Here is a 24,323-nt window from a genome sequence, read left to right as displayed (position 1 = left end):
AAGCATGGAAGAACTATTGTATATGAAAAGGTTTCCTTACTTTTGCAGGCTAAGTATTAAACAATGAATTATCTTATCGTAGGATTGGGCAATATCGGAAGGGAATATGCCGACACACGTCATAATATCGGTTTTATGGTCGCAGATCAACTTGTTAAGGAAGCTAATGCTTCTTTTTCAACGTTAAAACTTGCGGCATATGCGGAGTATAAGCAACGGGGCCATAATGTATATGTAATCAAACCTACTACTTTTATGAACTTAAGCGGTAAGGCAATGAATTATTACATGCAACTGCTGAAAGTTCCTATCGAAAATACGCTGGTTATTGTGGATGATCTTGCTATTCCTTTTGGATCCTTACGTATCAAGCCTAAGGGCTCTGCTGCAGGACATAATGGTTTAAAGTCTATTGAAGCACTATGTGGCGGGCAGGCATACCCGCGTCTACGTTTTGGAATTGGTGATAATTATCCCAAAGGCAGACAGGTGGATTATGTGCTTGGGCCATTTGATCCTGAAGAGCAAAAAGAACTGCCACAGCTTATCGATCATGCTGTAAAGATGATCAATAGCTTTGTCAATATCGGTATTGAACTGACCATGACCAATCTGAATACAAAATAAAACAAAGCCGTTAACCTGTTAACGGCTTTGTTTCTTTTATAAAGCGATGCTCAAAAAAGCGCAAACGTTTGATATTCAAAAGCCTGGTTTTAATTTAAAATGATTTTCTACCTTTAAGCAGACTTAAATCAATATAAAACCGACTAAAGCATGTTTTATTTCCAAAAAACAAAGCAGAAATGTCTTACTATATTAGCCATTTTATTGCTTTCTCATCACGTAGAGGCCCAGGATTCGCGTTATTCTATTATACCGAAACCAAGTGAGCTAACTGCTCAAAATGGAGCATTCTCTATAAACTCCGGCACCACAATATTCATCAATAAGGAAAATCGATCTGAAATACAGGAACTTGCAGGTTTAATAAAAATCGCTACAGGTTTTACTCTTAAAATAGAACAGGAAAATACCGGTAAAAAAGGGATACACTTTGTTTTGGACAAGGGCTTAAAAAACAGTTCAGCAGAGGGCTATACGCTGGATGTTAAATCGGATAATATTGTTGTGAAAGCTAGAACTGCCACAGGTTTGTATTATGGTGCCCAAACGCTCAGACAGCTGTTACCAAGTGCTATTGAAAGTCAATCTACTATAAATACGATTCAGTGGTCTATTCGCAACGTGTCGGTAAGTGATGCTCCAAGGTACAACTGGCGTGGCTATATGCAAGATGTAAGCCGGACATTTTATAGCGTGGATGTGATCAAAAAATATCTGGATGTAATGGCACTCTATAAACTGAATACTTTTCACTGGCATCTAACTGACGATCAGGGTTGGCGCATAGAGATCAAAAAATATCCTAAACTAACATCTGAAAAAGCAACAATTTTCCACCATACAACTCACCAACCTGCTGAAAGGAGTGGTTTCTACACGCAGGAGCAAATTAAGGATGTTGTGGCTTATGCCAAAGCAAGACATATCACGATTGTTCCTGAGATTGATGTTCCGGGACACTCCTGGCCAACGATTTTGGTATATCCGGAACTCGGCGTTAATAATAATAGCTACCCCAATCATGTATTTCCTTTTGTCTCTTCTTGGGGATACTGGGGAAATCAATTTACACCGAATACTTTAGACCCAACAAAAGAAGCTGTTTATAAATTTCTTGATGATGTATTTACGGAAGTTACCGCATTATTTCCAGGCCAATACATACATTTCGGTGGTGATGAGGTACGACACGACCTATGGGAAAAGGAACAACACGTGATCGACTTCATGAAAAAGAATAATATTAAAACGGTTACTGAATTACAGAGTTACTTTGTGACCCGCGTTTCTAAAATTATCACGAGTAAAGGGAGAAAACCATTGGGATGGAATGATATCTTGACAGATGTTAAAAATCTACCTAAAGAAACAGCTATTATGAGCTGGCTCGGAGCTGATGCGATCAAAAAGGCTGTAGAAAATGGATTTGAAAGTGTAGCAACGCCAACTGATCCTTTGTATTTTGATATTACACAAGCAGATCGAAATGACGGTACTATGAGTGATCTAGCCTACGGTAATATCAATACGCTTGAAAAAGTATACGAGTATGATCCGAGTAAAGGATTAACTAAAGATGAGGAAAAACTGGTGTTAGGTGTACAGGCTAATCAATGGACTGCATTAACACAAGAGCTAAAGGATATGAATATCCATAACTTCCCGCGCTTACTGGCACTAGCTGAGACGGGATGGACAGTGAAGAATAAAAAAGATTTTGCAGATTTTACAGCCCGATTGGAAAAACATTATGATCGATTGGACGAACTGAAAGTCGACTACTATAAAAACGGTGGTTATACAGTAGCTAAGTGGAGTCCTGCAACAGTTACTGAAGAGTTTAAAGAAATGACAATTGACGTGACTAAGAAAGTGTATACTACTGGCCGCGTGCAGGCGGGCTTCCTCTTTACAGCAGGTAAAAACTTTTTGGAAATAGATGGTGTCGAACTTTTGGAAAATGGTCAGGTGATCAGTGCAGACAAACATCACGCATTAGCAGATAAATTTAGAGGGACAAATAAGATCAAACCATTCTTCTTCAATTTTGAAGTGAAACAGTACAATCCCAAAGCGAAATACACCGTCAGCGCTAAAGTAAGAAGTGTTGGTGGTACAGATTCTAATGGAAACTTTACTTTTAACCTAAGTCCTTATCAACCCTTCACGGTAGCTGAACCGAGATAAAAGTTCTTTCACAAAAAAGCCTCAAAATTTATGGATTTTGAGGCTTTTTCATAAACCATTAACATCAGGGTCATTTGATCACAATACGCGGATTTTGATCACCTTCACTGACCAGCAACTTAATTTCCTTACCATTCTTAATTACAGAGGCACTTGCACCCCGAACTGCTTTTTTATTAGTGGATGATTCTAATGCCAATAGTCCTATTATATTTTTCGACAACTCACTATTTTTTGCTGTTAAATCTGTAGCCATTACTTTCGTAACTGTTTTGGCGTCGACTTCCTTAAGATCCGATTCTCGGGCAACTTTACCATTTATTACTAAAACATAACCGTCTTTTGGATTGATATTTCCTTTGTTATCATTTAAAAACTTTTTTAGTTTTTCCTGTTGCAAAGTTGTCGCATAAAAATCATCCGCTGACTTTTTGTATCCCGTAACCTTTATTTGATTAACTTGACCACCCTTTAGCGTCTTAACAGAATCCTGACGGATTCTTTCTTTTGAAATCTCACGATTAATAATTTTTTTTATATCAGTTTTCAAGGTATCTGGAATTTTCTCTGCAGATGTTTTAGTTGTGACTATTATCACCCCATTTTCACCTTTACTACCATAAAGAGCATGAGCAGAAGGACCTTTTAAAACTTCAATACTCGCTATCATACTTTGATTAATCTTATTGATATTACCTTCATAAATTTTACCATCAAGTACATACAATGGCTGGGACTGTAATGGGTCTCGCTTACCAGTAACGACATTAGTCAGTAATGGGGTATATGTTGATTCAATTTTATTTGAATTGTCCTTAATACGGGATTCGGGAATTATTGTTTCCGAAGGTTCTCCGCCCTTAGATTTTGTCGTTATCAAAACTACGCCATTCTTTGCCTTTTCTCCATATTTTACAATTGCAGCATTATCCTTAAGAACCTGTATTTCTTTTATATCATCAGGATTAACCTTATTAAGATCATCATTATCAATTTCCTTTCCATCCAGAATTAATATGACTTCTTTTCCTGCAATTGGATTTCCAATTCTCACAACAGACTTTGTAACAATCCCATCACTTGTCTTAAATGAAGAGCCAGATGGTACACCTGTAATTGATAGAGAATTATCGTTTACATTTAAACCGATCACCTCGCCTCTTAAAGACATAGTTCTTTTATTGGATGCATCTGTAAGATCAATATTTTTTGTTTCAGACAGATCATTCGAATTAGTTGACATTTCAAGAACACCATTTTTTCCCTTTTCTCCATATTTAGCAAATCCATCTTCTTTTTTTAAAATCATAAAAGATGCTATTGTCTTCGTATCGATTTTTTTTAATTCATCAAGAGTTATCTCCTTACCATCTAATAAAAACAATTTGGCTCTTTTTCTTGCTTCTTCTTTTAATCTTTCCTTTTCGGCTAATGCCTTTTTCGTGTATACGATGATTAAACCATCTTTATCCAGGTCATCAACATGTGAAACGCTAAAATCTCCCTGCTTGTAATATTTTACACTAACAATTTCATCTTGTTTCAATGCTTTAACCTCTTTTGCAGGTACAGTCCTAGCATCTATTTTAAAAAGATAATTTTTCTTAAAATCAATATCTTTCAATGAAATTTCGCCGATTGCCAAACTATCAATTTTAATTGAGTTATCGATCAGTCCCTTTAGTTCCTTTTCATTCGGTAATTGAATTTCTAAATTCATCTCCTTAGCTGCGTCTACTGCTGCAGTGATCTTAGCCTCGGCCTTATTTAGAGTAAATGCCCCAGCTGTCAATACAAAAATAGGCAACATAAATGCGTACTTTCCGAGCTGTATTTTTGCAGATCTTTTTTTATTCATCATCATTATCCTTCGCTTTAGTGTCTTAAAACTAAACTGATTTCCTAATGTCGCCGACCCGCCGCTAGCATTGACACGTAGCAAGCTATACTGGTAGGTCTGTCTATCTACGCCATTATTGAGTACTTGCTGATCTGTTAGAAATTCCAAATTTTCACGGATTGCCTTTCGCATGAGCCATACAAAAGGATTGAACCAGCTGCTGATTAAAGTAAACTCACTGATCAGGATATCAATAGAATGCAAACCCTTTACATGAATATCTTCATGTTTAAAAATATCCATGAGCTCCGGTTCTGGATGATGATCTCTGTTAACGTATATTTTATTTAAAAACGAAAAGGGTACAATGGGTATAAAAACATTTCTAAAAAGATAAGATTGCCACTGTGCAGGTTCAGAATAAATATGAATTCGCAATAGGCTAATCATCTGAATTAAGAAGCGAATTGATAAAATCGTTACCCCTATGAAAAGTAAAAGGATCAATACATTATTTAAGGTAAAGACCGATTTGTCCACCTCTTGTCCGAGATCCATTGACCAATCCATCGCGATCTCCCCTACGGATGGAATTGGTTTTCTAAACCAAGATTGAATATCTAAGAACGGATAGGTAAATGAAAATAAAATACCTGTAATAAAATACATGCGGTTAAGCAGGTAAAATGTCAGGTTCTTTAATAACAATACATATCCTAAGTATACAACACTTAGTAATACATTAATCTGGATCGCATAATTTAGGATATTTTCCATGGTTACTAGCTTTTATTTTCCTTGATCATTTGCATGATTTCTTCCAATTCGGATGCAGATAGCTTTTCTTCTTTCACAAAAAATGTAACCATCTCCTTATATGAATTCTTAAAATAGTCTCCTACGAAAGAGTGCATAAATGTCTCTTTATAATCTTCTTCAGAAATCAACGGTTCGTATCGATTTGCATTTGCATACTTAACTGACTTTACGAATCCCTTTTTTTCTAGATTTTTAACTGTAGAGGCCAATGTCGTATAAGGCATCTTCTCGCCTTTGATATTGTCCAAAATCTCTTTCACAAAACATGCCTTAAGATTCCAAATGGCCTGCATCGCCTGTTCTTCTTGTGCTGTTAACTTTTCCATACCTGATTATTAAACTACTAATTATACACAAGTCTACGAAATAATCGTAATAATTCAAATTAATAATTCTTTTTTTTTATTCTCTGGATTTTCAAATACTATTTCTCCATTGAAAAAAATGAAACACGAAATGCCAAAGCTGTCCTTGCTTATAGTTTAAGAGCATTATTATCAGAATTCAATATTGTGATCAAGTTCAAGATATCCACCTTGTGTAGTAATTCCCGATAAAAGTAAACTGTCAATAGATCTATGGCTGATAAACATGCTTTGACTGGGCCTGAATTAATATTCTAAATCCAAACCATATTCTATCATGCTATTCAAATCTTCAATAAATTTGAAAACAACTTACATTTATAATTGTGACAATTTTGTTAATAGCTAAAAACGCATTCAATTTTTTTTAGATTTGGTTCTATACATTTCATTACGATAAGGGTATTTCATTTATGGATTTCGATTTTAGGTTAAAAGTTTTTTACGTTGCAGCCAATACGCTCAACTTCACAAAAGCGGCATCAGAGCTTTTTATCTCACAGCCAGCTGTAAGTAAAAATATACAGGAGATTGAAAACTCCATTGGTACACCGTTATTTGAACGATTAGGCAACCGGCTTGCCCTTACTCCTGCTGGAAAGATTCTTTATAAACATGCGCAGGTCATTTTGGAACAATACAATCAGGCGACTTATGAAATCAACGAAATAACAGGAAAGCAAAATGGAAATCTCTTCCTGGGAATCAGCACAACGATTTCTCAATATGTAATTCCTAAAATGTTAGTGGAGTTTAATCTCCATTTTCCACAAAATGAAATAAAAGTCACGCAGGCTAATTCAAAACGGGTTGAGCAACTTCTCATCAAGAACGAAATTCATCTGGGGATTACAGAGGGATTGCCAGATAATAGATCATTAAAATTCACACCCTATATCAAAGATGAAATTGTTTTGGTCACCCGCAATACTAATCCTTTATGTAAAGAAGAGAGATTTGTCTTAAATGACATCTATAAATTAGCATTCGTATTCCGGGAACCTGGATCTGGAACTCGTGATATCATCGATTGCAAATTGAAAGAAGCTGGAATTTCGTTACAGCATCTCCATACAGAAATTATTTTATCATCCTCCGAAAGTATTAAAAGGTATCTTAAATACAGCAATACAGCGGCATTTCTTTCGATCCATGCGATACAAGAAGAGCTTAAAAACGGTGATTTAAAAATCATTGAGTTAGAAGATTTTAGCATAGAGCGTTATTTCTACATCACCCATTTGGTTGGAGGACTTGCGGGCCTTCCATTAAAATTCATGAACTTTATTCAACAGCATAAGGGTAAAATCTACTCATAACATTTCGTTATAACAGATAATAATTATGAATTATAACAGCATTCTGTAATAGGGTACATTTGCTTAAAACCTAGTATGAATGGAAGAGGATATTAAAAAAATTAGGAGGAGTAGCAATACCATTATTATCGTGACGAGCATATTATTATGCTTCATTGTTTTATCTGCTTATATGACAAATGCTTTAGCGCATAAATCTCCTGATAAAGAGTCTGAACAGAGCGAAATAATTAACCATGTTGATCAATTAAAACTGACACCTTATGCTGACAATGCCGAAGATAAAATGGCAAGCTATGGTGAAAAACTGATAAGGGAGACTTACAACTATTTTTATGAAAAAGATGGAAGTAAAATTGGTAATCATCTAGCCTGTACCAATTGCCACCTCAATGGCGGAACAAAATCATTTGCGGCTCCCTATGTAGGGCTTACAGGTGTTTTCCCGATTTACATTGGCAGAGAAGATAAAGTGGAATCACTAGAAGAGCGTATCAACGGTTGTTTTGAACGTAGCATGAACGGAAAAGCTATTGATGTGAACAGTACCGAAATGAGGGCAATTGTTACCTATATTAAACATATCAGTAAAGATACGCCAATTGGAAAGCGAATTACTGGGCAGGGATTTGTCAAAGTGACCATTCCGGAAAGAGCTGCCGATCAAAAGAATGGAGCTACTGTCTTTCAACAGCATTGCCAAAGTTGCCATGGTACAAATGGAGAAGGCCAAAAACTTGCTGGAACTAAAGGATATCAATATCCACCTCTATGGGGAAATGATTCCTACAATGATGGTGCAGGAATGGCACGTATGTTAACTGCAATGAAATTTATCAAAGCAAATATGCCTTTAGGTGCTACTCACGACAGTCCAATTTTAACAGATGAACAGGCATTTGATGTGGCTGCTTATATCAATTCTTTTTCTAGACCAATCAAAGCAAATAAGGAAAATGACTATCCTAACTTAGCAAAAAAACCAAAAGACTCACCTTATCCACCTTATAACGACGAGATAAGTGCAATACAACATAAATTCGGTCCTTTTAATTTTTAAAAAATGAATAAAACAATTATGATTATGATCCTTGCTATCTGTAGCATGGGTAAATTAGCGGCACAAACGCAAGAGGAAGCATTGGTGAAAAATGCGTCATTTCAAGGAGCTGTTGCTGAAAAAAAATCGTATCATGCGATCTACCAATTGGATAGCAATGATCCAAAAACAATTGAGAAAGCAATTCGCAACATCAACAATGTGTTGGACGATCCACGATTAAAAGGAAAATTAACGCTTGAGCTGATTGCTTTTTCTGGTGGTACTGAGGCATTTTTAAAAAGTACTTCTAAATATGAAGAACAGTTCAAAAAACTAATCGCAAGAGGGGTCCAAGTAGCACAATGTACCAACTCGTTAAAAGAACGTAATCTGACCAAGGAACAACTGTTTGATTTCATCGGTTATGTTCCCAGCGGTAATGGTGAATTGGTGATCAGAGCTCATCAAGGCTGGACAATTGTTAAACCATAATTTGAAAACAAGACATGCAAAAACTCACTAAAACTATACTTGCTTTGTTACTTGGAACTTCATGTTCCTATGCACAAGATCATCAATTTCATCCTCCTTGGAATACCCCTCCTGAATCTGCTGTTAATTTTACGATCCCTGGGATTGACAACATCCCTGATCTTTATGGTGAAATTGAAAAGCCACAATTGGTTATTTTCTTTGCCGGAAACCAGTTTATGGTTATCGATGATCTGATCAAAACTTTCAAGAAAGAACATCCACAGTACGAGCGCATATTTGTCGAAACATTACCTCCGGGAATACTGGCAAAACAAATTCAAGGTGGATCACTAACAATCGGCAATTTGAAGATTACGCACACGCCAGATATTTACACTGCGGGTCAAAGACGGATCACAGAGATGGCTGACTATTTTGATCAGACTATTGCTTATGCAACCAACAAACTTACCTTAATGGTTCCAAAGGGTAATCCGAAAAACATCAAATCCTTGAAGGATTTAAAACGTAAGGATGTTCGTATCAGCATGCCGAATCCAGCTTGGGAAGGTGTTGGCGAGCAGATAAAAACCGCTTATCGCAAAGTTGGTGGAGAAGAACTCGTACATACCATTATGGAAGACAAGGTTGCAGATAAATCTACTTATCTCACTAAAATACATCATCGAGAGAGTCCACTTCGAATATTAGAAGGTCAAGCCGATGTTGCTCCAGTATGGTACTCAGAGGCATTTTTTCAAAAAATGATCAATCATCCGGTAGAAAGTATTACCATTCCGGATAATGAAAACATTACGGCGAAATATATGGCTGGTAAATTGAAAAAATCTAAAAATAAACAAGCTGCTAGTGATTTTATGGCTTACCTCCAATCAGATTCTGCAAAAAATATTTATAAAAAATATGGTTTTCAGGTAGATTAAGCTTTAGCATTGCCTAAATTTTGTTTCAGGTTTCTGTGTGGAAAAATCAAAAAAGTCTTTCCTTTTATACTCATTGAAGAGTCAAATTGGAAGGGCTTTTTTTGTATTATGTGCATAAGCAACATTATGCTTAAAAAATTAGATTTTTATCTTATGAGCCAATTAAAAACTTTTGGATAAACAAATGGCGCGTATCAGTAATAACTCACATTTTAAATTAAAAATAATGTCAAAAATGCTTAGATTATGGCATTATTATTACGAAAACCTAGTATATTAGCCCTCAATTTTATTACATTTGCATAAACACATGATAACATAAGAAGCTTATGTCTGAAACAGCATCTATTATTTTAAATGGTTCGTCATACGAATTTCCAGTTATTACTGGTACAGAAAACGAAAAAGCAGTTGACATCTCTAAATTGAGAGATCAATCTGGATATATTACATTAGATCCAGGTTTTAAAAACACTGGTGCAGCAAAAAGTGCTGTCACTTTCCTTGATGGTGAGACAGGTATTTTAAGATACCGTGGCTACCCTATCGAACAATTAGCTGAAAAATCAACTTTCTTGGAAGTTGCTTATTTATTGATATACGGAGACCTTCCAACAAAAGCAGTTTTAGAACAATTCAGAACGGACATCAAATCACAGATGATGATTCATGAAGACATGAAAAACTTCTTTGCAGGCTTTCCTTCAAAATCCCATCCAATGGGACAATTATCGTGTCTAGTTGGAGCTTTATCAGCATTTTACCCTGAATCTTTAGATCCAAATCCAACACCTGAAGAAGAAGACAAAACAATTATCAATTTATTGGCTAAAATGCCTACGATTGTTTCTTGGATTCAAAAGAAATCTTTAGGTCATCCAGTTGTATATCCTAAAACTAATTTAGGTTATATCGACAACTTCTTAAATATGATCTTTGGTGAAGTCAATCAGGATAAAACTTTTGATCCTGTTGTGATTGATGCAATGCATAAATTATTGATTTTGCATGCTGACCACGAACAGAACTGTTCGACTTCTACAGTACGTATTGTAGGTTCATCAAACGCAAATTTATATGCTTCTATTTCTGCTGGTATCAATGCCCTTTGGGGACCGTTACATGGTGGAGCAAACCAAGCTGTAATTGAAATGCTTGAAGCGATCAAAAATGATGGCGGAGATGCTGAAAAATATTTAGCGAAAGCAAAAGATAAAAATGATCCTTTCCGTTTGATGGGATTCGGTCACCGTGTCTATAAAAACTTCGATCCTCGTGCTAAAATCATTAAAAAAGCATGTGATGATATCTTAGAAAAATTAGGTGTTAATGATCCTGTTTTAGATATCGCTAAAAAATTAGAAGAAGCGGCATTAAATGATCAATACTTCATCGATAGAAAATTATATCCAAATGTTGATTTCTACTCAGGTATTATTTACCGTGCATTAGGATTCAACTCGGAAATGTTTACCGTATTATTTGCTTTAGGTCGTCTTCCGGGATGGATTGCACAATGGAAAGAAATGCGTGAAAACAAAGAACCTATCGGTCGTCCAAGACAAGTATATACTGGTCCGACGGAACGTGATTATGTTGAAATAACACAACGTTAATTCTTAAAATATTTTAATAAAAAAGCATCTTTCGAGATGCTTTTTTTATTTCCACAAACAAATGTCTATTAAACCAGTATATAATTTGTTTTTCCTTCTCTTAATTCATACCTTTTCATTAAATTTGCCTACTAGAATTTCACTTATTAATAATCATTACAAATAAGAATTGTTAGATTTATTCATCCATATCCTTGTTCCTGTTGCTATATTCATGTTTATAGCAGTTTTTACGTTGTTTGCGGTATATGCGGAACGTAAAATTGCAGGCTTTGTTCAAGATAGACTTGGTCCTATGGAAACGGGAAAATATGGATCTCTCCAGACCATAGCAGATATTTTAAAGCTCCTACAAAAGGAATTGATTACTCCGCTACTAGCGGATAAAATTTTATTCCGCATGGCTCCTATTGTTATTTTCGTAGCTGTTTTCACGGGGTTTTCTGTTATGCCATGGTCTAAGGATTTTATTCCAGTTAATACACACACTGGCTTATTCCTAATTATGGCTATAGTCTCCATAGATGCTATTGGTATCTTAATGGCCGGTTGGGGTTCTAACAATAAATTTTCATTGCTTGGTTCTATGCGTGCAATTGCACAAATGGTTTCTTATGAAATTCCTGTAGGATTATCCTTAATCGCAGCCGTGATGCTTACGCAGACGCTAAATCTGAATGATATTGCGACGAATCAAGGTGTATTATCAACAGAAGAAATCAAGTTTTTAGGTATTTGGTCTGTTAAAAATGTCGGTGGTATATTTGCTTGGAATATTTTTCAAGCACCCCATATGATCGTCACCTATATTATATTTTTTATAGCGACTTTAGCAGAGTGTAACCGTGCTCCTTTTGATATTCCGGAAGCAGAATCAGAACTTGTTGGAGGCTTTCATACCGAATATGGAGGGATACAGTTTGCATTTTTATTTCTAGCTGAATATGCTATGATGTTTCTGGTATCCATGTTGGGTGTAGTTTTATTCTTAGGCGCTTGGAATACACCTCTTCCGAATATTGGCCCATTAAAACTGGCTGACTGGACAACAGCCTTTGGCTGGGGAATATTTTGGACTTTTTCCAAATCCCTCTTTTTAGTTGGGGTTCAGATGTGGATCAGATGGACTTTACCGCGTTTACGTGCAGATCAACTGATGAATTTATGCTGGAAGGTTTTAACACCTCTCGCGTTTTTATGTATGGCTATATCAGCGATCTGGAGAATTTTAGTAATTGTTTAATTTGGTTAATTCGATATGATATTCAAAACGGCTTTTCATGCATTAACAACTGCTTTCAAGGGACTATCTTTGACAGTAAAGCATCTGTTTGGTGCTCGAAAGGCACGTCAAGAACTGGATATTACAAAAGATAATTATTTTGATAAACAGGATGGTATTGCAACAGTACAGTATCCGAAAGTCAAAATGCCCATTCCTGAGGTTGCGCGATACCAGCTTGAAGTTGAGATCGACGACTGCATTGTCTGTGATTTATGTGCTAAGGCTTGTCCTGTCGATTGTATCGCTATTGAAGCGATCAAATCTCCGGAAGCAATCGGAAAAACTTCAGATGGTAGTGTTAAACGTCTTTACCCAGCTCAGTTTGATATTGACATGGCAAAGTGTATGTACTGTGGATTATGTACGGTTGTATGTCCTACAGAATGTATCACTATGACAAATCAATATGACCGCAGTTCAACGAAATTAACGGATCTGATTTATGGATTTTCGGATATGACCGACGATCAAGTTGCGCAAAGAAAATCTGAATGGACCAAATTTCAAGCTGAAAAGGAGGCAGCAAAATCAAAATAATGACTTTAGAGCTTTTTTTATTTTATGCTTTTGCACTTTTAGCTGTAGGTTCTGCCCTATTAGTAGTAAGCTTAAAAAATATAGCACGCGCGCTATTTTTATTTTTCGTTGTTTTATTTGCTATGGCCGGACTTTACTTATTTGCTTTAGCAGACTTTGTGGCTATTACGCAAATCATGGTATATGTCGGCGGTGTATTAATCTTACTGCTTTTTGCATTTATGCTTTCTAACAAAGAGCTGTTGCAAGATTTACAGCAAACAACAGGTTCTTTATTCTCCCTACCGACATGGAAGGTGCTACCTGTTGCTCTCGCCTTTTTTGGAGTCATGATTTTTGGCATTCTGGAATGGCAAAAATCTTTCCCAGCTTGGATGGCAACAGCTATCCAAAATAATACGGTTATCAAAAGTACAGACAATAATATTCATCAATTAGGTATTAAGTTTATGACCCAGTATGTGCTTCCATTTGAAGTTATTTCCATCTTTTTGATGATGGCTTTGATCGGAGCATCACATCTTTCACGAAAGGATTTACAAAAATGATCACCTTAACACACTTTCTAGTTGTCTCGGCCTGTATTTTTTGTATTGGTCTATATGCCGTTCTCGCAAAAAAGAACGCCATTATGATTTTAGTTGGCATTGAATTGATGATCAATGCGGCTATTCTCAATTTTGTAGCTTTCGGAAAGTATGATAAAATTAATTATGGGGGTCAAATATTTGCACTGTTTGCCATTGTCCTTGCAGCAGCTGCTGTTGCAGTTGGATTGGCCATCATTTTAAATGTATACCGACAATACAGAAGCATTAATCCGGATCAAATTCGTGAATTAAAAGACTAGCATTGAACTATTTATTTGACATATCACCCATTAATACAGCATTGTTTGCTTTGGCAATGCCTTTGCTGGCTTTTCTATATCAGGCTGTTGTTGGTAAAAAAGATCAATCTGGCCTTGTTGGTACAGCGGCGATTATTTTAAGCTTCATCTTTAGTTTAATTACCTTTCTGGATGTCTGGAACGCGATGCCTTTATCATCTGAGATCAGATGGTTTACAATAGGAAATACCACTTTTACAGTTGGTCTATTGCTGAATAACCTCAGCTCTTTGATGCTACTGTTAGTTTCGACAATAGCGGTTCCGGTGCATATTTATTCTAAATCATATATGCACGATGATACCGGCATACATCGTTATTGGATGTATCTCAGTCTATTTTGCTTCGCAATGCTCGGGCTTGTCATCATGAACAATTTACTGCTTATGTATGTGTTCTGGGAACTTGTCGGGTTTGCATCTTATCTATTAATTGGATTCTGGTATACGAAGGATGCTGCCGTGCAAGCAAATAAGAAGGCTTTTTTAGTCAACCGAATCGGTGATCTGGGCTTCTTGATCGGCATAGCGATTGTCTACGCTCAATTTGGATCCCTCAATCTTGTCAATCTATTTGGAAATGATGGACTTATCGCTAATACTAGTATTGAAAACGGCCTATGGATATCTCCACACAATAGTATGGATGCGATCTGGTTGACGATTACTGGCCTTGCATTTTTCTTAGGGGCGATGGCAAAATCAGCCCAATTTCCATTACATGTCTGGTTGCCTGATGCTATGGAGGGGCCTACATCTGTTTCATCTTTAATACATGCTGCGACCATGGTGGCTGCCGGTGTATTTTTAATGAGTACTTTATTTCCTTTATTTAACGAAACAGTCCTTTTGACTATTGCTATCATCGGTACCATCACTGCTACTACTGCTGCATATTTTGCTTTGGGACAATATGACATCAAAAAAATACTTGCTTTTTCGACAATTTCCCAATTGGGTTATATGATGGTGGGAATAGGTATCGGCACCTGGGATGCGGCCATGTTTCATTTATTGACACATGCTTTTTTTAAGTGTTTATTATTCTTATGTGCTGGGGCTGTTATCCATGAAATGGCACATCTGAAAGCGCATAGCAAGCATGATTTCGACCCACAGGATCTGCGCAATATGGGTGGACTTCGTCACTATATGCCACAAACATTTGTACTGATGACAGTAGCTTCCTTGGCACTTGCGGGTTTTCCGTTGACTTCGGGCTATTTATCAAAAGATAGTATCATTATTTCTGCATTCGAATGGGCATCAACAAAAGGAGCTTTGTTTCAGATCGTGCCAGTGACATTGATTATCGTCAGTATTATGACTTCATTTTATATTGGACGTCTAATTTTTAAGGCCTTCTTTTCGGAACTGCGTATCAAAAATCTATTGGGATCATCTATACATTTGAGTGAATCGCCTAAGCTTATGCTTTGGCCAATGTATTTCCTGGGCATATGCTGTTTCTTTCCTCTATTTTCGATCAATCCAATTTCTTATCATGACTCGTGGATAATGGATGGATTACTGGTCGATTACCCTTACGAAGCAAATCATCTTGCCCATCTGGTTATTCCTGTATTATTAACAGTCGGTGCATTATCGGTGTGGATATTAGGATGGAAATGGTATGCAAAAGGTCAATATCCACTGAATGAAAATAGTCTTGCAAACCGGTTATCCTTGCATCAGGGATATATGAATTCATTTAATGAAACAATTATTGTCAACAGTATTTTGAAATTAAGTGCTCTTTCCTATTGGTTAGATCGAAATATTGTTGATGGTTTTATACACAGCTTAACAAAATTGATCCAGCAGCTCGCGCATTTGAGTCATTGGCTTGACAAACATATTGTTGACGGTATAGTTAATGCTATTGGAAAATTCGCTCTTCTGTTAGGAACTTTTGTGCGTTCACCGCAAAATGGGAGACTACAGACTTATTTATATTCTGTATTCTTACTTGTTATAGTTGGTTTAATTTATCTTTTATTACGTTAGAAAATGCCTACACTATCCTTATTAATCTTTTTACCTCTACTAGCGACAGCGATTATACTAGCACTTCCTAGTCGATTCAAGGATGCTTATAAATATATTGCCCTTGCTATAACTGCTATTCAGTTTCTACTGGCAGGAATGGCCTACTTCTCGTTTAATCCAACGGCAACAGGTATCAATACACTTGAAGGATATCAATTGGTAGAGCAACTGCCGTGGATCCGCTTAGATCTTGGAACTATTGGTAAACTGGAGATTGACTACCTGCTCGGGGTAGATGGGATTTCTATGCCTTTATTGGTTTTAAGCGCATTTGTGATGTTGATGGCAATTGGTGCTTCCTGGAATATCCAGAAAAGTATGAAAGGTTATTTTGCCTTACTTATGCTTTTGAATATGGCAGTCATCGGTATATTCTGTGCTTTAGACTTCTTCTTATTCTATTTATTTTATGAGGTGATGTTACTCCCTTTGTACTTCCTCATCGGAATCTGGGGTGGCGAGCGAAGAGAATATGCTGCCATGAAGTTTTTCATTTATACATTATTCGGTTCTGTTTTCATGCTCTTGGTCATAGTAGGCCTTTACTTCTCGGTGATCAATCCTGTTACAGGTGCTCATACTTTTAGTATGATCCATATGATGAATCCGGACAATTATGTACAAGGTTCTATTTTTGCACTGGATGGTTATCAGGAGATTTTTGGTATATCAGCCCGTCTGATTGGATTTATCGTACTTTTCTTTGCTTTTGCTATTAAAGTTCCTATTGTCCCGCTACATACCTGGCTGCCTGATGCGCACGTGGAAGCTCCGACACCAGTTTCTATTATCCTAGCGGGTATCTTATTAAAGATTGGGGGATACGGTATCATCCGCGTTTGTTTCAGCATCTTCCCTGATGCTGCAGCCACTAGTAACTGGTGGCTGGGTCTTATCGGGGTGATTTCGATCTTATATGGTGCCTTTAATGCATTAGCACAAAAAGATTTGAAACGAATGATTGCTTATTCTTCTGTATCCCATATGGGATTTGTGCTCTTGGGCTTAGCTTCTTTTACTGCAGAGGGTATTTCTGGAGCAATGTTTCAGATGATTAGTCATGGTTTTCTATCTGCAGCCTTATTTTTCTTGGTCGGTGTTATCTACGACCGTGTACATGACCGTTACATTCCACATTTTAGAGGATTGGCCAGTATTATGCCTAAATATACGGCATATATAGCTATTGCATTTTTTGCTTCTTTAGGTTTACCTGGTTTCTCTGCATTTATTGCAGAGGCATTTGTAATTATCGGAACATTTAATTCGGCAAGTTTAGGTACTGGTCTCCCAAGATGGATGGCTATAGCTGGATCTGTTGGAATTCTAATGAGTGCGGCCTATCTATTATGGACATTACAAAGAATGTTTTTTGGAGAAACAAGATTAAAAGGTGGAGATTCTTGGCAACAGGCCCTAGTCGATCTTTCCGTTAGGGAACAGCTAATCTTGTTCCCCACTTTAGCACTTGCTTTACTTTTAGGAATATGTCCTTTTATTATATTCGACCAAATGAATGCTTCTGTCATCAATTTGGTTTCCTTTATTCAACAGTATAACTAAAAACATGGCCGCATTTGCTTCATCAATTTCGTCAATTTTAGACCATATCATAGTAAGTATCCCTTTATTCAAGCCGGAACTTGCACTCATGATTGCTTTTGTATGCAGTATATTTTGCAGTTTATTTATAGACCGAATTTGGAAACAGAGTTCATTTGCTATTACCATAATCGGTTTATTACTTAGTTTATATTTCCTTTTTGATCAGAATAGCCTACTTACTGGTGAATCTGGATTTTTTGAGATGATCAAAATTGATAAATTATCTATTTTATCCCGAATCATCTTATCGCTATCAACTATACTTATAGCTGTATTCATCCAGCAACGTTTTTCAAATCAGATCCGTCCTATTGGTGATCTTTATGCAGTATTGCTCACAGCTACACTAGGACTGCACTTATTAACGATAAGCAGCAACTGGTTGCTGATTTTTATAGCGATTGAAACTTTATCGATCAGCTCTTACGTCATGGTCGGATATTTCTCTAAAACGAAATTTGAGGCTGAAGCGGCAATGAAATATGTTTTATTTGGTTCCATCTGTGCGGCGGTCATGCTGTATGGTCTATCACTTATTTACGGTTTCACGGGAAACTTAAATTTTGATAGCCAGCAACATATCCAGGGACTTATTGAAGCTCCAAAAGTCATGACCTGTATTGCATTTCTGTTTTTACTAACCGGAATTGGTTTTAAATTAAGCTTTGCCCCTTTTCATGTGTGGAGTCCTGATGTTTATCAAGGTGCTCCGACCCCGATAACTGCCTATCTATCAACAGTACCAAAAATTGGAGCACTGGTTCTGTTATCGCGTTTACTGGCGAGCTGGACTGCTAGCCCTTTCTTCTACTCAGAGTTCTTAATCTCCGTTATCATAATCATTGCAATCGCTACAATGCTTATTGGAAATCTAGCCGCATTAAAGCAAAAAGATATTAAAAGAATGATGGCCTATTCTTCTATTGGTCATACTGGTATACTCTTGATGGTGGCTCTTGTTTATATTGACAACGATCCTGATGTTCTATTATTTTATCTGGCAATCTATGCTTTGATGAATATCGCAGTCTTTTTATTTATTGATCAACTGGAACAAGGTCTTGAAAGTACCACTATTGAATCTTATAAAGGTTTGGGTAAAAAATACCCGGTGATATTTGTGAGCTTCTCTATTCTGTTGATCTCACTAATCGGACTCCCTCCTACTGCGGGATTTATCGGAAAACTTCTCGTATTTTCTAAGGTATTTGAACAGTATCAGACGTTAAATGAAATACCTTTATTATTCCTACTTATTGTAGGAGCCTTAACTTCTGTGATCTCGTTATTCTTTTATTTTAAAATTCCACTACTTGCATTTTTAAGAGATAATGACACGGCTATAGCGTTACCAAAGTTCAACAGATTTTTAGTTCTTATAGCTGTTTCGATCAGTATTTTGGTTGTACTCCTCGGAATATATCCAAGTCTGCTTTTAGATTTATTAAAATAGGCTTCCTAATTATTCTTTCATCAATTAAGAAGTTCTTTTCGGGTCTAGCGGCTAATACCCTAACAGCATTTCCTAAAACAGATTCTGGCAAATAAATTTGTTTTAGATATGACGCAATTAAGATTGTAAATAAAACAAATTTATCTAAGTTTGTACTATGATAAGTGCATTAGCTAACACTATTTTTCAACGTGCAATCGCAGATTATCACGTTGAAAACGAAATTGATCAAGTTGTTCAAAATCCTTTTGAGTCGTCATCATTGGAACATTTACTGTATATGAAATGTTGGATTGATACCGTACAATGGCATATGGAAGATGTGGTCAGAAATCCTGAAATCGACCCTAAGGTAGGTTTATACTGGAAAAGAAGGATCGATGAATCCAATCAGCATCGTACAGATACTGTGGAATATATAGACAGCTACTATCTATTGAAATTCCAAGATGTTACTCCAAACGAAGATGCTAAAATCAACACGGAAAGTCCTGCTTGGGCAATTGACAGATTGTCAATACTAGCTTTAAAAATCTATCATATGGAGCAAGAGACTTTACGTAATGATGTAGCACAGGGCCATATCGATGCTTGTCAAATTAAATTGAATATTCTTTTAGAACAACGTGTTGATCTCTCTCAGAGTATTGATGAATTGCTTTCTGATATCCAAGCTGGAAAAAAATACATGAAAGTCTATAAACAGATGAAAATGTATAACGATCCGAGTTTAAATCCTGTATTGTATCAAGCATCAAAATAATGTCTTTACCATCCAAAATAATTGTTACGCGCTTCTCTGCCATGGGAGATGTTGCCATGGTTGCTTCAGTCTTGAAGGAATTTGTGCAACAGTACCCTGCTGTAATGATTATTATGGTAACCCGTCCACCTTTTAAGGCTTTTTTTGAAGGTATTCCGAATGTACAGTTCCATCCTTTTAATCCCAAAGAACAACATAAGGGTTTAAAAGGTATTGTGAACCTAAAAAGAGAATTAACTTCTTATGGTGCCGATGCAGTTGCTGATCTACATTTTAATTTAAGATCTCGAATTTTAGCAGTTCTTTTTAAGATATCGGGACTTGTGGTCAAGCAATTGGACAAAGGCCGAAAAGAAAAAAAAGCACTTACCCGATTTCAAAATAAGGTTTTGAAACCGTTAAAACCGACTGTTGAACGTTATGCCGATGTATTTCGTGATCTTGGTTTTAAATTTATATTGCAGAATAAATTAGAGCCTACTAAGTTGGCATTACCCAACTTAGCACATGCTTTATTTTCGGATGATGAAAGCAGAAAAATTGGAATCGCCCCATTTGCACAACACTCCTATAAAGTCTTTCCTCTTCCAAAAATGCAGGAAGTAATTGCTTTCTTATCCCAGAACAACTTTGACATATTCATATTTGGCGGAGGGAAATTGGAACAAGCACAAGCTGAAAAATGGCAAGCACTATATCCCAGTGTCCACAGTACAATTGGTCGTTTCAATCTTAAAGAAGAACTTGCTATTATTTCTAATTTAGACTTAATGATCAGTATGGATTCTTCAGGTATGCATATGGCTTCTTTGATGGGTGTTCGTTGCTTGTCCGTGTGGGGTGCTACCCACCCTTTTGCGGGATTTCTTGGTTATGGACAATCCATAGAAGATTGTGTTCAGGTAGAACATCCGAATAGACCAAATTCAATATATGGGAATAAGCCCTGTGATTGTGATGGTAAGGAAGCAATTGATTTAGTCTCTTCGGAAATGATTATTAACAAAATAAAACAGCTAATATAAATGGGAAAAATCGGTTTCATTACCGTACGTTATGGCTTGGATGTAACTGGTGGTGCTGAATTTCATTGTAGAATGTTAGCTGAAAGAATTGCAGGTCAATACGATGTGGAAGTATTAACAACTACGGTAAAAGATTATACAACATTTATTCCTGAAGTAAAAGAAGGGACTTATGAATTGAACGGAGTCAAAATCAGACGTTTCGATAATAATCCTTTTAACAGAACGTACTACGAACAATTACAAAAAAAATCGAAAAAGGCAAGTAAAATTAGACGATTGATTTATCGTTTAAATTTATCCAATATTATATTTCCTATTTTTCCCATCTGGAACTATCAAAAAGATGTTGAATATAAGCTCATGAAAAATTATGGCTTTTATTCAGATAATTTACTCAACTATCTTAAAGAACATAAAGATGAATATGATGCGCTAATATTCATCACCTATGAAAATGCTCTTACACAATTGGGAGATTTTATTGCGCCAGAAAAGACTATTCTGATACCAACAGCACATTTAGAAAGCATGCTTTTTCGTTCTATTAACTCTCATTTATTCACAAAAGTGGGTTATATCGCATTTAATACCGATACTGAACGAAAAATGTGTCAGAAAATCTTTCAGCATAAACTAGCGCCGAACGATGTTGTCTCTGTTGGTGTAGACATTACTTCAGCAAGCAAAGAAGAAATTGAAAAAGTAAAAGATCATTTTCCTAAGCAATATCTACTTTTCTGTGGACGTATTGTCGAAGGAAAATTGAATAATTTTCTTGATTATTTTCTAGCATTCAAAAATAAGTACAATACAGATCTAAAGTTAGTTCTAACGGGTGATCTATTTATGCCTAAGGTAGAACATCCAGATATTATTTATACGGGTTTTGTTACTGAATCTGAAAAGACAGCTTTAATCATGAACTCTTTTGCTGTTGTCAATCCGTCCATATATGAAAGTCTTTCTTTAATTGCACTTGAGGCTTTATCTTTAGGGAAAATGGTCATTGCCAACAAGAAATGTAATGTAATGATCGAACATGAAGCTAAAAGTAATGGCGCTTTAATTTGCTATAAATCAGAAAATAACCTACACAAAATTTTATTAGAGCATATTGAAAACCCTTCTTTAATGGAGGAAAAAGGTCGTGCTGGCATAAAATATGTATCTGAAAATTATCAATGGGATGTGATTATTGATAAACTACTTGCTGTGATTGAAAAATTTAAATTAAAAAGATTGTAATGTCAAAAATAGGGTTTGATGCAAAACGTTTTTTTAATAACTATACGGGTTTAGGAAACTATAGCCGTGATTTGATCCGCATATTACGTTCGAATTATCCTGAACAGGAATTCCTATTGTATACACCGCAAACCGGAATACCCCAATATAGTAATCTTGTACCCAATAGTGTCATTAGACGTCCTTCTGGTATTCTTAACAAAATCTTAACGAGTAATTGGCGCACGAATCGTATTGTTAATGATTTGAAAAGAGACAAAATTGATATTTATCATGGCCTTTCTGGAGAAATTCCAATCGGTTTGGACAAAACATCAATTACATCGGTCGTAACAATACATGACCTGATTTTTATTCGTTATCCTGAACTTTATAAAAAAATAGATCGCACTCTGTATCATAAAAAATTTAAATATGCGTGCGAACACGCAGATCAAATTGTAGCGATTAGTGAGCAGACCAAATTAGATATTATTCATTTTTTTAACATTCCTGAAGAGAAAGTTAAAGTCATTTATCAAGGATGCAACGATTCATTTAAATCGGTCAAATCGGAACAGGAAAAGCAAACCTTAATTAAGAAGTTGGGTCTTCCTCAGGAATTCATATTGAATGTAGGCACGATCGAGCCTCGAAAAAATGCATTTTCAATTGTCCAAGCAATTAAAGATAAAGATATTCCTTTGGTAATAGTTGGTAAACAGACAGCTTATACAAAGGAAATAAAATCGTTCGTGGCGGCTCATAATATGGAAAATCGCGTAATCTTTTTACAAGGATTGACAATGAATGAATTATCGGTTCTCTATAGCATTGCTAAGATATTTGTTTACCCTTCAATTTTCGAAGGTTTTGGAATACCTATCATTGAGGCATTATATAGTGGAACCCCTGTTATTACAACAAATTCTGGCGTTTTTCCTGAAGCTGGAGGACCATTTTCCCACTATATTGATCCGAATGATATAGATCAATTAACGATTAGTATTGATGCCATCCTGAATTCTCAGGAAAAACAGGAAGAAATGCGTCAAGAAGGATTAGCATATGCGCAGCAGTTTAATGATGAAATCTTGGCTGCTCAATGGATGAAGCTTTACAAAAAAATTAGTAAATGAGAATAGGTTTTTTTAATTCGATAGAGACGTGGGGCGGAGGTGAAAAATGGCATTTTGAGTCTGCAGTACATTTTGCAAAGCTTGGTCATGATGTTTATTTTTTTGGATCAAAGAACAGTAAATTAAAAACAAAGCTACTTGCATTCCCTGCAATCACATATATTGAAGTCCATTTAACTAATCTTAGTTTTCTAAATCCGGTAAAGAGGTGCTATTTGACTTCGACATTTGAAAAGTTACAGATTGAAGTCGTATTAATCAATAATCCGAGAGATTTAAAAATTGCCGCTTACGCTGCTCATAGTGCAGGAGTTCCTCGTATTATATACCGAAGGGGATCTGCTATTCCTATCAAAAATACATTTCTAAATCAGCGTATTTTTGGAAACTATATCACTGATGTACTAGCAAATTCCTATGCAACTCGAGAAACGATATTAGCAAATAATCCTCAACTGTTTCCAAAAGAAAAAATTAGAGTAATTTATAACCCTATCGATTTTCAAAAATTTGATCAATTAGTTTATAAAAAAATAGTTCCCGATCGCAAAGATGATGCATTAATTATAGGAAATCTAGCAAGACTTGCTCCACAAAAGAATCAGAAGTTTTTAATCGATCTCTCTTTAGAATTAACCCGACTACAGATTAAACATCAGATTTACATTACAGGAAAAGGTGAACTGGAAAGCGAATTAAAAACTTATAATATAGAAAAGGGGACAGATAAGAATGTTCATTTTCTAGGATTCACAGATTCCCCGAGGAGCTTTTTAGTTGATATTGATATTTTTATATTAAGTTCACTATGGGAAGGTTTTGGATATGTACTAGCAGAGGCTTCTCTAGCAGAAAAGCCTATTATAGCTTTTAACAGTAGTAGCAATCCTGAATTAGTAAAGGATAACATCTCTGGCTTTTTAACGGAAGTAAATAGTATTCCACAAATGGTGGAGAAAATCAAAAAACTTCAAGACATTAAGCTTCGAAAAGAAATGGGTATATCAGGTCGGAAATTTATCCTAGAGTCTTTTGATAAAAATATAATCTACAAAAACCTCGAAGATTATATTTTGAAAGGCTAGTTCCTTGTCTACTTTTACTTAAAGATCTAAATAT

The 24,323-nt window shown here is 36.0% G+C and carries 21 protein-coding genes; 19 read left to right on the top strand and 2 right to left on the bottom strand.

Going from position 1 to position 24,323, the window contains the following annotated elements:
• The first annotated feature begins 63 nt into the window (after positions 1–63).
• Together pth and EDF66_RS05895 are read left to right on the top strand one after the other, a co-directional pair.
• The gene (gene pth, locus EDF66_RS05900; RefSeq protein ID WP_132841233.1) at positions 64–627 is read left to right on the top strand and encodes an aminoacyl-tRNA hydrolase; all 564 of its coding nucleotides are present in this window, start codon (positions 64–66) and stop codon (positions 625–627) included.
• Between the two features lie 150 nt (positions 628–777).
• Positions 778–2,814 carry a beta-N-acetylhexosaminidase gene (locus tag EDF66_RS05895; RefSeq protein ID WP_132841232.1) on the top strand — a complete coding sequence of 679 codons (2,037 nt, stop codon included), beginning with the start codon at positions 778–780 and terminating at the stop codon, positions 2,812–2,814.
• Between the two features lie 70 nt (positions 2,815–2,884).
• Here the strand turns inward: EDF66_RS05895 and EDF66_RS05890 are convergent, their stop codons facing one another.
• Both EDF66_RS05890 and EDF66_RS05885 read right to left on the bottom strand, forming a co-directional pair.
• Positions 2,885–5,431 carry a M56 family metallopeptidase gene (locus EDF66_RS05890; RefSeq protein ID WP_132841230.1) on the bottom strand — a complete coding sequence of 849 codons (2,547 nt, stop codon included), beginning with the start codon at positions 5,429–5,431 and terminating at the stop codon, positions 2,885–2,887.
• A gap of 5 nt (positions 5,432–5,436) precedes the next feature.
• Positions 5,437–5,799, bottom strand: a complete 363-nt coding sequence (locus EDF66_RS05885) for a BlaI/MecI/CopY family transcriptional regulator (RefSeq protein ID WP_021188707.1) — start codon at positions 5,797–5,799, stop codon at positions 5,437–5,439.
• A gap of 452 nt (positions 5,800–6,251) precedes the next feature.
• On the opposite strand from EDF66_RS05885, the gene EDF66_RS05880 reads away from it, so the two are divergent.
• The 17 genes from EDF66_RS05880 to EDF66_RS05800 all read left to right on the top strand — a co-directional run bounded on the left by EDF66_RS05880 (position 6,252) and on the right by EDF66_RS05800 (position 24,289).
• Positions 6,252–7,157 carry a LysR family transcriptional regulator gene (locus EDF66_RS05880; protein ID WP_132841228.1) on the top strand — a complete coding sequence of 302 codons (906 nt, stop codon included), beginning with the start codon at positions 6,252–6,254 and terminating at the stop codon, positions 7,155–7,157.
• Positions 7,158–7,236: 79 nt separating this feature from the next.
• Positions 7,237–8,217 carry a c-type cytochrome gene (locus EDF66_RS05875; protein ID WP_132841227.1) on the top strand — a complete coding sequence of 327 codons (981 nt, stop codon included), beginning with the start codon at positions 7,237–7,239 and terminating at the stop codon, positions 8,215–8,217.
• A 3-nt stretch (positions 8,218–8,220) separates the two neighbouring features.
• Entirely contained in the window at positions 8,221–8,691 is a 471-nt protein-coding gene (locus EDF66_RS05870; RefSeq protein ID WP_021188704.1) for a DsrE family protein, read from the top strand.
• A gap of 14 nt (positions 8,692–8,705) precedes the next feature.
• On the top strand, positions 8,706–9,617 hold the full coding sequence (locus EDF66_RS05865; RefSeq protein ID WP_021188703.1) for a molybdate ABC transporter substrate-binding protein: 912 nt from the start codon (positions 8,706–8,708) through the stop codon (positions 9,615–9,617).
• A 329-nt stretch (positions 9,618–9,946) separates the two neighbouring features.
• Positions 9,947–11,233: a citrate synthase gene (locus EDF66_RS05860; protein WP_132769051.1), complete on the top strand. Its 1,287-nt coding sequence runs from the start codon at positions 9,947–9,949 to the stop codon at positions 11,231–11,233.
• 169 nt (positions 11,234–11,402) lie between these two features.
• Positions 11,403–12,476 carry a complex I subunit 1/NuoH family protein gene (locus tag EDF66_RS05855; RefSeq protein ID WP_132841225.1) on the top strand — a complete coding sequence of 358 codons (1,074 nt, stop codon included), beginning with the start codon at positions 11,403–11,405 and terminating at the stop codon, positions 12,474–12,476.
• Positions 12,477–12,491: 15 nt separating this feature from the next.
• Positions 12,492–13,055 carry a 4Fe-4S binding protein gene (locus EDF66_RS05850; RefSeq protein WP_132769054.1) on the top strand — a complete coding sequence of 188 codons (564 nt, stop codon included), beginning with the start codon at positions 12,492–12,494 and terminating at the stop codon, positions 13,053–13,055.
• Complete coding sequence (locus tag EDF66_RS05845) at positions 13,055–13,603, top strand: NADH-quinone oxidoreductase subunit J (RefSeq protein ID WP_132841224.1); 549 nt, start codon at positions 13,055–13,057, stop codon at positions 13,601–13,603. The genes EDF66_RS05850 and EDF66_RS05845 overlap by 1 nt, the downstream gene beginning before the upstream one ends.
• Positions 13,600–13,905, top strand: coding sequence for an NADH-quinone oxidoreductase subunit NuoK (gene nuoK / locus EDF66_RS05840; protein ID WP_132769058.1), 306 nt, complete (start codon positions 13,600–13,602; stop codon positions 13,903–13,905). Before EDF66_RS05845 ends, nuoK begins: the two co-directional genes overlap by 4 nt.
• Before the next feature lie 2 nt (positions 13,906–13,907).
• Positions 13,908–15,950 (top strand): NADH-quinone oxidoreductase subunit L, encoded by a 2,043-nt coding sequence (locus tag EDF66_RS05835; RefSeq protein ID WP_132841222.1) that lies wholly within the window; start codon positions 13,908–13,910, stop codon positions 15,948–15,950.
• Positions 15,951–15,953: 3 nt separating this feature from the next.
• Positions 15,954–17,555 carry a NuoM family protein gene (locus EDF66_RS05830; protein WP_132841220.1) on the top strand — a complete coding sequence of 534 codons (1,602 nt, stop codon included), beginning with the start codon at positions 15,954–15,956 and terminating at the stop codon, positions 17,553–17,555.
• Positions 17,556–17,559: 4 nt separating this feature from the next.
• Positions 17,560–19,050 carry an NADH-quinone oxidoreductase subunit N gene (locus tag EDF66_RS05825; RefSeq protein WP_132841218.1) on the top strand — a complete coding sequence of 497 codons (1,491 nt, stop codon included), beginning with the start codon at positions 17,560–17,562 and terminating at the stop codon, positions 19,048–19,050.
• Positions 19,051–19,207: 157 nt separating this feature from the next.
• On the top strand, positions 19,208–19,813 hold the full coding sequence (locus EDF66_RS05820; protein ID WP_132841216.1) for a DUF4254 domain-containing protein: 606 nt from the start codon (positions 19,208–19,210) through the stop codon (positions 19,811–19,813).
• Complete coding sequence (locus EDF66_RS05815) at positions 19,813–20,838, top strand: glycosyltransferase family 9 protein (RefSeq protein WP_165902377.1); 1,026 nt, start codon at positions 19,813–19,815, stop codon at positions 20,836–20,838. Before EDF66_RS05820 ends, EDF66_RS05815 begins: the two co-directional genes overlap by 1 nt.
• Positions 20,839–22,086, top strand: coding sequence for a glycosyltransferase family 4 protein (locus tag EDF66_RS05810; RefSeq protein ID WP_132841212.1), 1,248 nt, complete (start codon positions 20,839–20,841; stop codon positions 22,084–22,086).
• Complete coding sequence (locus EDF66_RS05805; protein ID WP_132841210.1) at positions 22,086–23,204, top strand: glycosyltransferase family 4 protein; 1,119 nt, start codon at positions 22,086–22,088, stop codon at positions 23,202–23,204. Before EDF66_RS05810 ends, EDF66_RS05805 begins: the two co-directional genes overlap by 1 nt.
• The gene (locus EDF66_RS05800; RefSeq protein WP_132841208.1) at positions 23,201–24,289 is read left to right on the top strand and encodes a glycosyltransferase; all 1,089 of its coding nucleotides are present in this window, start codon (positions 23,201–23,203) and stop codon (positions 24,287–24,289) included. Before EDF66_RS05805 ends, EDF66_RS05800 begins: the two co-directional genes overlap by 4 nt.
• The last annotated feature ends 34 nt before the right edge of the window (positions 24,290–24,323 follow it).

It is taken from the genome of Sphingobacterium sp. JUb20 (genome assembly GCF_004342035.1).
Classification (GTDB): Bacteria; Bacteroidota; Bacteroidia; order Sphingobacteriales; family Sphingobacteriaceae; genus Sphingobacterium; species Sphingobacterium anhuiense.
This window is presented reverse-complemented; position numbering and strand designations above follow the sequence as displayed.